The sequence below is a fragment of the Hongsoonwoonella zoysiae genome, from assembly GCF_013266695.1.
Taxonomy (GTDB): Bacteria; Pseudomonadota; Alphaproteobacteria; order Rhizobiales; family Stappiaceae; genus Hongsoonwoonella; species Hongsoonwoonella zoysiae.
Genome location: NZ_JABRXF010000001.1, coordinates 226,459 through 238,366, shown reverse-complemented (window position 1 = coordinate 238,366; position 11,908 = coordinate 226,459). Strand labels below are relative to the sequence as shown.

Genomic DNA, 11,908 nt, shown 5'->3' with positions numbered 1-11,908 from the left:
ATGGCCTATCATTGTGAGATAAACAAGTTCCATTTGGAAATATACAATCCGGAATTAATCCAATTGGAACTTGTTGTCCGGCGGCTTGAAGCGATCCCACGGAGCCGCGAGAGGGGAGAGGAGCAATCACGCCATGAACAGACATGCCAAAGCTTTCGCTTTCGCCGCCGTGCTAAGCGCCGCTGCAACGGCGGCTGGCGCGCAGGAACTCACGGTCGGCGTTCGCGGCGGCCCGGAATCCATGGACCCGCATTACTCGGCGCTTGGGCCCCAGGCCGACGCGGTGAAACACATCTTCGACCCGCTGGTGTGGACCGGCGACGACCTGCAGCTTGAGCCCGGGCTTGCCGTTTCCTGGAAGCCGGTCGACGACGACACCTGGGAATTCAAGCTGCGCGAGGGCGTGAAATTCCACGACGGTTCCGATTTCACCGCCGAAGACGTGAAATTCTCCATCGAGCGCATTCCGCAGGTGACCGGCCCGACCACGACCGAGATTTACGTGCGCCGCGTCGCCGATGTCGAAATCGTCGACGACTACACGCTCAACATCCACACCAATGGCCCGGCGGCCACGCTTCCCTACGACTTCGTGCGGCTCTTCATCGTCTCAGCCGACGCGGCGAAGGATTATTCCACCGCCGAGACTTCCGCCGAAGGCTTCAACTCCGGCAAGGCGGCGATCGGCACGGGACCGTTCAAATACGTCTCCTGGGAGCCGAAGGGCGACCTGGTGCTCGAGCGCTTCGACGACTACTGGCGCGGCCCCGCACCCTGGGCGCGGGTGGTGCGCAAGGAGATTTCCGACGACGCGTCGCGTCTCGCCGCCCTCAAGGCCGGTGACGTCGACGTGATCAACTACGTCTCCTCCGCCGACTATCTGGCGCTCGACAACGACCCGGATATCGAAACATTCATCGGCGATTCCGTCTATGTGATGAACCTCCAGCTCGACCAGCGCGAGGACACGCCGAAGGTGCGTGCCAAGGACGGCAGCAAACTTGCCGAAAATCCGCTGCGCGATGCCCGGGTGCGTGAGGCGATCGACCTTGCCATCGACCGCGAGACGATGGTGGAAATCGTTCTGGAAGGCCTCGGCACGCCCGCCAACCAGATGATGCCCGAAGGCTTCTTCGGCTCTTCGGAGGATATCCCCGCGCCGGTCTACGATCCTGAAAAGGCGAAGGCGCTGCTGGCGGAAGCGGGCTATCCGGACGGCTTCGAGATCGACCTTTACTGCACGAACGACCGGCTTCCGGGCGACGGCGCGATCTGCGAAGCACTCGGCCAGATGTTCTCGCAGGTGGGCATCGCAACCAACGTCAATGCGATCTCCAAGACCGTCTACTTCCCGACCCAGGCGCGCAAGGAGTACTCCGTCTTCATGAACGGCTGGGGTACGCTGACCGGCGAAGCTTCCTACACGCTCGGCTCGCTCGCCCATTCGCCGGACGACGAGGTGAAGATGGGCGCCTTCAACCGGATCGAGTACCACAACGAGGAAGTCGACCGGCTGCTTGAGGAAGGCGCCCAGGAACTCGACGCCGACATGCGCCGCGCGCTCTTCGAGGAAGCGATGGAAAAGACCATGGCCGACCGCGCCTATATCTCCATCGTCGTGCTGCAGAGCGTGTGGGCCGGCGACAAGGACAAGGTCGTCGTCACGCCGCGCGCGGACGAGGAGACGCTGGCTTATTTCATCAAGCCGGCGAAGTAACGCCTTATCGAAATCCGGCGGCCGCGGCAGACACCGCGGCCGCCTGCTATTGTTACGATATCAATTCCCCGAACGAGACCTGACGGCCCATGTCGAGCTTCCTGCTGCAGCGCATTCTTCAGGGCATCGTCATAATGGCGGTCATGTCGGTGATCGTATTCGCCGGGGTCTATGCGATCGGCAACCCGATGGAAGTGCTGATCCCGCCGGAAGCGACCCAGGACGTGCGCTTGCGCACGATAGCCCGCTTCGGCCTCGACAAGTCGCTGGTGGAGCAATATTTCCTCTTTATTTCCAATCTCTTCCAGGGCGATCTCGGGCAATCTTACATCTATAACGAACCGGTGCTGCGGCTGATCGGCAACCGGCTGCCGGCAACCCTCGAACTGGTGCTGACAGCCGTTCTCGGCGCGACGTTCATCGGCGTGCCGCTTGGCATCTATGCCGGCTACAAGCCTGAAAGCGCCACCGCGCGCATCATCATGGCCGTGTCGATCCTCGGTTTTTCTGTGCCGACATTCTGGGTCGGCCTGATCCTGATCCTGACCTTCGCCGTCTCTCTCGGCTGGCTGCCGTCCGGCGGGCGCGGAGATACGGTGGAGGTCTTCGGTATCGACTGGAGCATCTTCACGCTCGACGGATGGTCGCACCTGATCCTGCCGGCGACGAACCTTGCGCTCTTCAAGCTGGCGATCATGATCCGCCTGGCAAGGGCCGGAACGCGCGAGGTGATGCTTTCGGACGCGGTGAAATTCGCCCGTGCGGCGGGTTTGTCCGAAGCGACGATCCTGTCGCGGCACGTGCTCAAGCTGATTTCGATCCCGATCGTCACCGTCTTCGGGCTGGAGCTTGCCTCGACGCTCGCTTTCGCCGTCGTGACGGAGACGATCTTCTCCTGGCCGGGGGTCGGCAAGCTCATCATCGATTCCATCAAGAACCTCGACCGGCCGGTCATGGTCGCCTATCTCATTCTGACGGCGGGGCTTTTCGTGACGATCAATCTTTGCGTCGACATCGGCTACGCCGTGCTCGATCCGAGGCTGAGACGGGGGAGGGCCGAATGACGACGAAGGCCGTTTCCCCCTGGCGCAACCTCTGGACCCGCTTCTGCGAGGACAGGATCGCGCTCGGCGCGCTGATCGTGGTGGCTATCATCCTGGTACTGGCGCTGTTCGCGCCACTGATCGCGCCGCAGGACCCGTATGACCTTTCCGGCCTTTCCCTGCGTGACGCACGCCGCCCGCCCGGCTTCGTCGGCTCGGGAGGCTATGTACATTGGCTCGGCACGGACGCGCAGGGGCGCGACCTTTTGTCTGCGATCCTCTACGGACTTCGCGTCTCCATCCAGATCGGAATTTTCGCGGGCGCCGTCGGCCTCGTGATCGGCACGACCATCGGCATTCTCGCTGCCTATCATCGCGGAATGGCCGAAACGGTCCTCATGCGCATCATCGATCTGCAGCTTTCCTTCCCGCCGATCCTGCTGGCGCTGGTTCTTGTCGCGGTGCTGGGGCAAGGCAAGGCGCAGCTGATCGCCGCACTCGTCGCCGCGCAATATGCCTATTTCGCGCGAACCGCCTTCGGTGCGTCATCCGCCGAGCGTTCCAAGGACTACATCGAAGCGGCGATGGCGACGCCCCTTTCCAACATGCGCATCGTCTTCCGCCACATCCTGCCGAACGCCATGCCGGCGCTGATCGTTGTGGCGACCGTGCAGGTGGCCTATGCGATCGCGCTTGAATCGACGCTCTCCTTCCTCGGTCTCGGCCTGCCTGTGACCGAACCCTCGCTCGGCATGCTGATATCGAACGGCGTGAAATACATGATGAGCGGACGCTACTGGATCTCCGTCTATCCGGGCATCGCGCTGATCATCCTGATCGTGGCGATCAACCTCGTCGGCGACCATGTGCGTGACATCCTGAACCCGAGGCTGAACCGATGACCGCCCTGACAATGCCCGAGGGCGAGGCGCCGATCCTGGAGGTCAAGGATCTTGCCACCCATTTCTTCACCCGTGCGGGCGTGGTGAAGGCGGTGGACGGGGTGTCGTTCTCGCTGAATCGAGGCGAGATCATCGGCCTTGTCGGGGAATCGGGATCGGGCAAGACGGTGACGGGCTTTTCGCTCATCGGGCTCGTCGATCCGCCGGGACGTATCGTCGGCGGCTCGGTGAAGCTGGAAGGCCAGGAACTTGTCGGTCTCGACGATGCGGGCCTGCGCAAGGTGCGCGGCGCGCGGATCGCCATGGTGTTCCAGGACCCGATGATGACGCTGAACCCGGTGCTTACCATCGGACAACAGATGCATCTTGCGCTCGCCGCGCATGAAAGGGTTTCCAAGGGTGCCGCGCGCGTGCGTTCGGCGGAGGCGCTGACGCGCGTCGGCATTCCCGACGCGGCAAGCAGGCTCGACGCCTATCCGCACCAGTTTTCGGGCGGCATGCGCCAGCGCGTTGCCATCGCCATCGCTCTGTTGCACGGCACGAGGGTGATCATCGCCGATGAACCGACGACCGCGCTCGACGTCTCGATCCAGGCGCAGATCCTGAGCGAAATGCGCGAGCTTGCACGCGAGATGGGGACCGCGCTCGTGTGGATCAGCCACGATCTTTCCACCGTCTCCACGCTCGCAAGCCGCATCCTCGTCATGTATGCAGGGCGCATTGTGGAGGAAGGGCCGACGGCGCAGGTGCTGCGCGCGCCGCGCCACCCCTATACGGCGGGCTTGTTGCGTTCTTTACCCGCCATGGCGGAACCGGGAACGGATCTTGCGCAGATACCGGGCACGACGCCCTCCCTGCTTAACCTTCCCGAGGGCTGCCCGTTCCGCCCGCGCTGCGAACGCGCAAGCGAATTGTGCGCAAAGAACCCGCCGATGACGCGGGCGGGCGAGCGCGGCTACCGCTGCCACCACGCGCTTGAGGAAGCGGTGAGCGCATGAGCGAAGCCTTCATTTCGATCGACGACGTCTACAAGCGCTTTTCGCCGCGCCTTTCCATGGCTGACCGGATCGTCTCGAAGCTGGGCGCAAGGGTGGAAACGCGGCCCGTGCGCGCCGTCGACGGGGTTACGCTCAATGTCGAGCGCGGGCAGACGCTTGGCCTCGTCGGGGAGTCGGGATGCGGAAAATCGACGCTCGGGCGGATGATCGCCGGCATTATCGAGCCGACGTCGGGATCCGTCAGGATCGACGGCAAGCCGGTGATGGAAGGCGGGCGCAAGGCCGACACCCGCATCCAGACGATCTTCCAGGACCCATTCGCCTCGCTCGACCCGCGCATGCGTATCGGCGACATCATCGCCGAAGGCCCGTTTGCCCATCGTCTCGTCGACAAATCGGGCGAACGGTCCTATGTCGCCGGGTATCTGGAGCGGGCGGGCCTCGATCCGTCCTTCGCCGACAGGTTCCCGCATCAGTTTTCCGGCGGCCAGCGACAGCGCATCGCGATCGCCCGTGCGCTTGCCATGCAGCCGGACGTGCTGGTCTGCGACGAGCCGGTCGCCTCGCTCGACGTCTCGATCCAGGCGCAGATCGTGAACCTCTTTCTGAAGCTTCGGCGCGAGATGTCGATCACGCTGATCTTCATCTCGCACGATCTTTCCGTGGTACGGCACGTTTCCGACCATGTGGCAATCATGTACCTCGGCCGGATCGTGGAATCGGGCCCGACCGAGACGATCTACACCGACCCCAGGCACCCCTACACCAAGGGTCTTCTGGAGAGTGTTCCCAAACTCCTGGTGGAGGATGACGCGCTTGTCCATTTCAAGCCGATCATGGGCGAGATACCTTCACCGCTTGCGCCGCCCGCCGGCTGCCATTTCAACCCGCGCTGCCCCATCGCCATCGACCTGTGCCGGAGCGAGGACCCCGCGCTGCGACCGCTTGGGCCGGGCCACTGCGCCGCCTGCCATCTGGCGCAATGACAGGCAAACCTTGTCCGCCTTTCCGGCAAGCAGGCTTCGTTTCGCGCAAGAAGGCTTTGGCAATCCACTCGCCGCAGTTCATATATGGTGCGAGGGAGCGTCCCGTGGACGCTCGTCAATCGAGGCGGGGTTGCAGTTTAAAACATGGCGTCAAACGGCAACCGGCTGGATGAAGCCGCGCGCGCTGCGTGGCTTTACTACGTGGCCGGCAACACGCAGGACCAGATCGCGGCGAAGCTCGGCGTTTCGCGCCAGTCGGCGCAGCGGCTGGTATCGCTCGCGGTATCGGAAGGCCTCGTCAACGTTCGCATCGACCACCCGATCGCAAGCTGCCTCGACCTCGCTCGCAAGCTCAAGGAGCGCTACTTCCTGATCTTCTGCGAGGTCGTGCCGAGCGATCCGGTGAGTGATTCCACCACGCTCGGCGCCTCCCAGGCGGCGGCGGTTGAGATAGAGCGCTGGTTGAGGAAGGAAGAGCCCATCATCATGGCGCTTGGCACGGGACGCACGTTGAAGGCCGCAATCGAGCAGCTTCCGCCGTTCGAATGCCCGCAGCACAAGGTCGTGTCCCTGACCGGCAATATCTCGCCCGACGGGTCGGCCGCCTATTACAACGTCGTCTACACCATGGCCGATACGGTGAAATCGCGCTCCTTTCCCATGCCGTTGCCGGTCTTCGCCTCCTCCCAGGCCGAGCGAACCATGCTTCACAGCCAGGCGATGATCCGTCCGACGCTGGAGCTGGCAAGACAGGCGGATGTGACTTTTGTCGGCATTGGCGATTTCGGGCCGGAAGCGCCGCTGCTCGTCGACGGGTTCATATCGCTGGAAGAGCTTGGCGAACTGCAGGCGGCTGGTGCCGTCGGCGAGATCGTCGGCTGGAGCTTCGACGCCGAAGGCAGGCTCATCGAAGGCATCACCAACGACCGGGTGGCGAGCGCGCCCCTCCCGGACCCAAAGAAATCCAGCGTGATCGCGATCGCCATGGGCGACAAGAAGCTGCCGGGTCTTCGCGCGGCCATCAAGGGCGGCTTGATTAACGGTTTGATTACGGATGAGCGGACGGCCGAGAAGCTTCTCAACTGACTGACACGCCTGAATAATTTGGTTTTTGCGAGGACTGATGCTGCGTTGCGGCAACGAATCCCTGTTGACTTTGCGTGTCGATTTGTGAGTATTTGCTCAGCCGAAAGGCAATTGCTCATTAGATCATCCCGCGCTGAGAGAAGCGTGGAAGGGATGGTCTGGCGCTTCGAAAACGATCGGCTCTTGTGCCGTCAGACGGCTAACCTGGAGGAAGGCCGGTCGAAGCGGCTTGATCGGGAGGAATCCATGAAGTTCAAATCCATGCTCCTTGGAGCGGTATCGCTTGGCGTGATGACGGGCCTCGTCCATGCCGAGACGATCACGATCGCCACCGTCAACAATGGCGACATGATCCGGATGCAGAAGCTGACGGATGATTTCACGGCGAAGAATCCGGATATCGATGTCGAATGGGTGACGCTGGAAGAAAACGTCCTGCGGCAACGCGTGACGACCGACATCGCCACGAAGGGCGGTCAGTACGACGTGATGACCATCGGCACCTACGAGGTTCCGATCTGGGGCAAGCAGGGCTGGTTGGTATCCCTGAACGATCTGCCGGAAAGCTATGATATCGACGATCTTCTGCCTGCCATCCGCGGCGGGTTGACGGTCGACGGCGAGCTTTATGCCGCGCCGTTCTACGGCGAAAGCTCCATGGTGATGTACCGCACCGACCTGATGGAAAAGGCCGGGCTCGAAATGCCGGAAGCTCCCACGTGGGACTTCATCGCCGAAGCCGCCCGCGCCATGACCGACAAGGAAAACGAGGTCTACGGCATCTGCATGCGCGGCAAGGCGGGCTGGGGCGAGAATGTGGCGTTCATTACCGCCATGTCGAACTCCTTCGGCGCCCGCTGGTTCGACATGGACTGGAAGCCGCAGTTCGACCAACCGGCCTGGAAGGACACGCTGACGTTCTATCTCGACCTGATGGAAGACGCCGGCCCTCCGGGCGCATCGTCGAACGGCTTCAACGAAAACCTGGCCCTTTTCCAGACCGGCAAATGCGGCATGTGGATCGATGCGACGGTTGCCGCATCCTTCGTAACGAACCCGGATGACAGCGAAGTGGCCGACAAGGTGGGCTTCGCCCTTGCGCCCGACAAGGGCCTCGGCAAGCGCAGCAACTGGCTGTGGGCATGGTCGCTCGCCATTCCGGCCGGCACCGACAACGAGGCAGCCGCGAAAAAGTTCATCGAATGGGCGACGTCCAAGGAATACCTGGAACTGGTCGCGAGCAAGGAAGGCTGGGCCAACGTGCCCCCGGGTACGCGTACCTCGCTCTATGAGAACCCGGAATACAAGAAGGTGCCGTTCGCGGAGATGACGCTGCAGTCGATCAATTCGGCCGACCCGCAGAACCCGACAGTCGACCCGGTTCCCTACGTCGGCGTTCAGTTTGTCGCCATCCCCGAGTTCCAGGGCCTTGCTACGGTTATCGGCCAGCAATTCTCGGCAGCTCTTGCGGGCACGATCACGGCCGAACAGGCTCTGCAGAGCGCGCAGCAGATCGCCACGCGCGAGATGACGAAGGCGGGTTACATCAAGTAGCCGCGTCCCTCCCGGGAGCAGGGTCCGCGTATAGCGGGCCCTGCCTCTTTTTAATTGGTATCCGTTCGTTTTCCTTCATCAGGAATGGGAGCGCCCGACATGGCGACGCAGCATTCCAAATCCGCGGCACGTTTCATGATCTCGCCGGCGGTTCTCCTGTTGCTCGGCTGGATGCTGATCCCGCTCAGCCTGACCCTTTATTTTTCCTTCCTTCGCTACAACCTCCTGATGCCGGGCACGGAGGAATGGGCGGGATTGCTCAACTACCGCTTCTTCCTGACCGATCCCGCGTTCTTCGACGCGATCTGGAATACGCTGCTTCTGGTGGGCGGAGTGCTGGTCATCACGGTCGTCGGCGGCGTCCTGCTGGCGCTGCTTCTCGATCAGCCGTTCTGGGGCCAGGGCATTGTCCGCATTCTCGTGATCGCGCCGTTCTTCGTCATGCCCACGGTCTCCGCGCTGGTGTGGAAGAACATGTTCATGAATCCTGTGAACGGCCTCTTCGCCTTCCTTGCCAAGGCCGTGGGGCTTGAGCCGTTCGACTTTCTGGCGCATGCGCCACTCAGTTCGATCATCCTGATCGTGGCCTGGGGCTGGCTTCCCTTCGCAACGCTGATCCTTCTTACGGCGCTCCAATCGCTCGACAGCGAGCAACTGGAAGCCGCCGAGATGGATGGCGCGAGCTGGATGAGCCGCTTCTTCTACATAATGCTCCCGCATCTTGCGCGCGCGATCACCGTCGTGATCCTGATCCAGACGATCTTCCTTCTGTCGGTTTTCGCCGAGATTCTCGTCACGACCAACGGTGGCCCCGGAACGGCGACCACCAACCTGACATTCCTGGTTTATGCCCAGTCGCTCTTGCAGTTCGACGTGGGCGCAGGTTCCGCCGGTGGTGTCGTCGCCATCATCCTTGCCAACATTGTCGCGATCTTCCTGATGAGGATGATCGGCAAGAACCTGGATGCATGAACCATGGCCCGCGCTGTAACACCCGCACACAAGGCAACCGTTACCTTCTTCGCCTGGGCGATCGGGCTCCTGATCTTCTTCCCGATCCTCTGGACGATCCTGACAAGCTTCAAGACGGAGGCCGAGGCGATCGCCTCGCCACCTTCGTTCGTAGGCTTCGACTGGACGCTCGAGAACTATTCCACCGTGATGGAGCGCTCGAACTACTTCCTGCACTTCCTGAACTCGGTGGTGATTTCGGTCGGCTCGACCCTGATCGGGCTTTTGATCGCGATCCCCGCCGCCTGGTCGATGGCCTTTGTGCCGGGCAAACGGACCAAGGACGTTTTGATGTGGATGCTATCCACCAAGATGCTCCCGCCCGTGGGCGTGCTGATCCCGATCTACCTGATCTTTCGCGATACCGGCCTACTGGATACGCGTACGGGTCTCGTGATCGTGCTGACGCTGATCAATCTGCCGATCATCGTGTGGATGCTCTACACCTACTTCAAGGAGATCCCGGTCGACATCCTTGAAGCGGCACGTATGGACGGGGCAAGCCTGCGCGCGGAGATCATCTATGTGCTCACGCCGATGGCGGTTCCCGGAATCGCCTCGACATTGCTTCTCAACATCATTCTCGCCTGGAACGAGGCATTCTGGACGCTCAACCTGACGGCGGCGAAGGCCGCGCCGCTGACCGCGTTCATCGCCAGCTATTCCTCACCCGAAGGGCTGTTCTACGCGAAGCTCAGCGCAGCCTCGACCATGGCTATCGCGCCGATCCTCGTCATGGGTTGGTTCAGCCAGAAGCAGCTTGTCCGCGGCCTGACGTTCGGCGCAGTGAAATAGGAAAAAGTCATGGGACGCATCGTACTCGAAAAGGTCACGAAGAGCTTCGGCGACGTCAACGTGATCCCGCCGTTGGACCTCGCGATAGAAGACGGCGAGTTCGTGGTGTTCGTCGGGCCGTCGGGCTGCGGGAAATCGACTTTGCTGCGCCTCATCGCGGGGCTGGAAGATGTCACCTCCGGCCGGATCACCATCGACGGGCGCGACGCCACGGAGCTGCCGCCGGCAAAGCGCGGGCTTGCGATGGTGTTCCAGTCCTACGCTCTTTATCCGCACATGAGCGTTCGCAAGAACATCTCGTTTCCGCTCAAGATGGCGGGGCTGGATCCGGCGGAGCGCAACAAGCGGGTCGAAGCCGCGGCGAAGGTCCTGAACCTCACCGACTACCTCGACCGGCGGCCCGGGCAGCTTTCCGGCGGCCAGCGCCAGCGCGTCGCCATCGGCCGCGCGATCGTGCGCGAGCCCGCCGCCTTCCTCTTCGACGAGCCGTTGTCGAATCTCGATGCCGCGCTTCGCGTCAATATGCGCCTTGAGATCAGCGAACTGCACAATTCGCTCGAGACCACGATGATCTATGTGACGCACGATCAGGTCGAGGCGATGACGATGGCCGACAAGATCGTGGTTCTGCGCGCCGGCCATATCGAGCAGGTGGGATCGCCGCTGGAGCTTTACCGTAATCCGAGAAACCTGTTCGTTGCCGGCTTTATCGGTTCTCCGAGGATGAATTTCATCTCGGGCGCCGAGGCCGCGAAGCATGAAGCCGCGACGATCGGAATCCGGCCGGAACATCTCGCGATATCCAAGACCGAGGGAATCTGGAAGGGAACCGTGGGCGTTTCGGAACACCTGGGATCGGACACCTTCTTGCACGTGCACGCAAGGGAACTGACCCAGGAGCCGATAACCGTGCGCTCCGACGGCGAGATCGACATTTATCATGGCGACACGGTGTTCTTGAGCCCGCAAGAGGACAAGGTCCACAGGTTCAATCAGGAAGGGCTGCGGCTATCGTGAGACGGCTTGAGGGAAAGTCGGCGTTGATCACGGGGGCGGCGCGCGGTATCGGGCGAGCGTTCGCCGAAGCTTACGTGCGCGAGGGCGCGAGGGTGGCTATCGCCGATATCGATATGGCGCGGGCGGCGCGTTCGGCCGCCGAAATCGGCGACAGCGCGCTTGCCGTGGAGATGGATGTCACCGACCAGGCTTCTATCGACGCCGCAGTGAAGACCGCGGACGATGCCTTCGAAGGGATCGACATCCTTATCAACAACGCCGCGCTGTTCGACCTTGCGCCAATCGTGGAAATCACGCGCAAAAGTTACGAGCGACTGTTTCAGATCAACGTCGCCGGCACGCTTTTCACCATGCAGGCGGTGGCAAAGCGCATGATCGAACGCGGGCGCGGCGGCAGGATCATCAATATGGCGAGCCAGGCGGGGCGGCGGGGCGAGCCGTTGGTCGCGGTCTATTGCGCGAGCAAGGCCGCGGTCATCAGCCTGACCCAGTCCGCTGGTCTGGATCTCATCAAGCACGGCATCAACGTCAATGCGATCGCGCCCGGCGTGGTCGATGGCGAGCATTGGGACGGCGTCGATGCGCTGTTTGCGAAATATGAAAACCGCCCGCTCGGCGAAAAGAAGCGCCTTGTCGGCGAAGCGGTGCCCTTCGGGCGGATGGGAACGGCGCAGGACCTGACCGGAATGGCCGTTTTCCTCGCCACCGACGAGGCGAAATACATCGTCGCCCAGACCTACAACGTCGATGGCGGAAACTGGATGAGCTGATGCTCGTTCGAAAATCGTCACACACTGAG

Annotated in this window: 11 protein-coding genes; all 11 read left to right on the top strand. The window is 62.1% G+C overall.

The window, feature by feature from the left end:
* The first annotated feature begins 133 nt into the window (after positions 1 to 133).
* The 11 genes from HPQ64_RS01090 to HPQ64_RS01040 all read left to right on the top strand — a co-directional run bounded on the left by HPQ64_RS01090 (position 134) and on the right by HPQ64_RS01040 (position 11,879).
* Positions 134 to 1,717, top strand: coding sequence for an ABC transporter substrate-binding protein (locus HPQ64_RS01090; RefSeq protein ID WP_172886554.1), 1,584 nt, complete (start codon positions 134 to 136; stop codon positions 1,715 to 1,717).
* An 89-nt stretch (positions 1,718 to 1,806) separates the two neighbouring features.
* Positions 1,807 to 2,781 (top strand): ABC transporter permease, encoded by a 975-nt coding sequence (locus tag HPQ64_RS01085; RefSeq protein WP_172886553.1) that lies wholly within the window; start codon positions 1,807 to 1,809, stop codon positions 2,779 to 2,781.
* On the top strand, positions 2,778 to 3,662 hold the full coding sequence (locus HPQ64_RS01080) for an ABC transporter permease (RefSeq protein ID WP_172886552.1): 885 nt from the start codon (positions 2,778 to 2,780) through the stop codon (positions 3,660 to 3,662). Before HPQ64_RS01085 ends, HPQ64_RS01080 begins: the two co-directional genes overlap by 4 nt.
* On the top strand, positions 3,659 to 4,660 hold the full coding sequence (locus tag HPQ64_RS01075; RefSeq protein WP_246270236.1) for an ABC transporter ATP-binding protein: 1,002 nt from the start codon (positions 3,659 to 3,661) through the stop codon (positions 4,658 to 4,660). Before HPQ64_RS01080 ends, HPQ64_RS01075 begins: the two co-directional genes overlap by 4 nt.
* Positions 4,657 to 5,646, top strand: a complete 990-nt coding sequence (locus HPQ64_RS01070) for an ABC transporter ATP-binding protein (protein WP_172886551.1) — start codon at positions 4,657 to 4,659, stop codon at positions 5,644 to 5,646. Before HPQ64_RS01075 ends, HPQ64_RS01070 begins: the two co-directional genes overlap by 4 nt.
* A gap of 144 nt (positions 5,647 to 5,790) precedes the next feature.
* Positions 5,791 to 6,732 carry a sugar-binding transcriptional regulator gene (locus HPQ64_RS01065; RefSeq protein ID WP_172886550.1) on the top strand — a complete coding sequence of 314 codons (942 nt, stop codon included), beginning with the start codon at positions 5,791 to 5,793 and terminating at the stop codon, positions 6,730 to 6,732.
* A gap of 246 nt (positions 6,733 to 6,978) precedes the next feature.
* Positions 6,979 to 8,286, top strand: coding sequence for an ABC transporter substrate-binding protein (locus tag HPQ64_RS01060; protein ID WP_172886549.1), 1,308 nt, complete (start codon positions 6,979 to 6,981; stop codon positions 8,284 to 8,286).
* 99 nt (positions 8,287 to 8,385) lie between these two features.
* Positions 8,386 to 9,258, top strand: a complete 873-nt coding sequence (locus HPQ64_RS01055; RefSeq protein WP_172886548.1) for a carbohydrate ABC transporter permease — start codon at positions 8,386 to 8,388, stop codon at positions 9,256 to 9,258.
* A gap of 3 nt (positions 9,259 to 9,261) precedes the next feature.
* Positions 9,262 to 10,092, top strand: coding sequence for a carbohydrate ABC transporter permease (locus tag HPQ64_RS01050; RefSeq protein ID WP_172886547.1), 831 nt, complete (start codon positions 9,262 to 9,264; stop codon positions 10,090 to 10,092).
* Positions 10,093 to 10,101: 9 nt separating this feature from the next.
* On the top strand, positions 10,102 to 11,109 hold the full coding sequence (locus tag HPQ64_RS01045) for an ABC transporter ATP-binding protein (RefSeq protein ID WP_172886546.1): 1,008 nt from the start codon (positions 10,102 to 10,104) through the stop codon (positions 11,107 to 11,109).
* A complete protein-coding gene (locus tag HPQ64_RS01040) occupies positions 11,106 to 11,879 on the top strand; it encodes an L-iditol 2-dehydrogenase (RefSeq protein ID WP_172886545.1) in 774 nt (257 codons plus the stop codon). The genes HPQ64_RS01045 and HPQ64_RS01040 overlap by 4 nt, the downstream gene beginning before the upstream one ends.
* The last annotated feature ends 29 nt before the right edge of the window (positions 11,880 to 11,908 follow it).

Coding starts and splice junctions, on each gene's coding strand:
- HPQ64_RS01090 (WP_172886554.1), top strand. CDS start 134: ATGAACAGACATGCCAAAGCTTTCGCTTTCGCCGCCGTGCTAAGCGCC.
- HPQ64_RS01085 (WP_172886553.1), top strand. CDS start 1,807: ATGTCGAGCTTCCTGCTGCAGCGCATTCTTCAGGGCATCGTCATAATG.
- HPQ64_RS01080 (WP_172886552.1), top strand. CDS start 2,778: ATGACGACGAAGGCCGTTTCCCCCTGGCGCAACCTCTGGACCCGCTTC.
- HPQ64_RS01075 (WP_246270236.1), top strand. CDS start 3,659: ATGACCGCCCTGACAATGCCCGAGGGCGAGGCGCCGATCCTGGAGGTC.
- HPQ64_RS01070 (WP_172886551.1), top strand. CDS start 4,657: ATGAGCGAAGCCTTCATTTCGATCGACGACGTCTACAAGCGCTTTTCG.
- HPQ64_RS01065 (WP_172886550.1), top strand. CDS start 5,791: ATGGCGTCAAACGGCAACCGGCTGGATGAAGCCGCGCGCGCTGCGTGG.
- HPQ64_RS01060 (WP_172886549.1), top strand. CDS start 6,979: ATGAAGTTCAAATCCATGCTCCTTGGAGCGGTATCGCTTGGCGTGATG.
- HPQ64_RS01055 (WP_172886548.1), top strand. CDS start 8,386: ATGGCGACGCAGCATTCCAAATCCGCGGCACGTTTCATGATCTCGCCG.
- HPQ64_RS01050 (WP_172886547.1), top strand. CDS start 9,262: ATGGCCCGCGCTGTAACACCCGCACACAAGGCAACCGTTACCTTCTTC.
- HPQ64_RS01045 (WP_172886546.1), top strand. CDS start 10,102: ATGGGACGCATCGTACTCGAAAAGGTCACGAAGAGCTTCGGCGACGTC.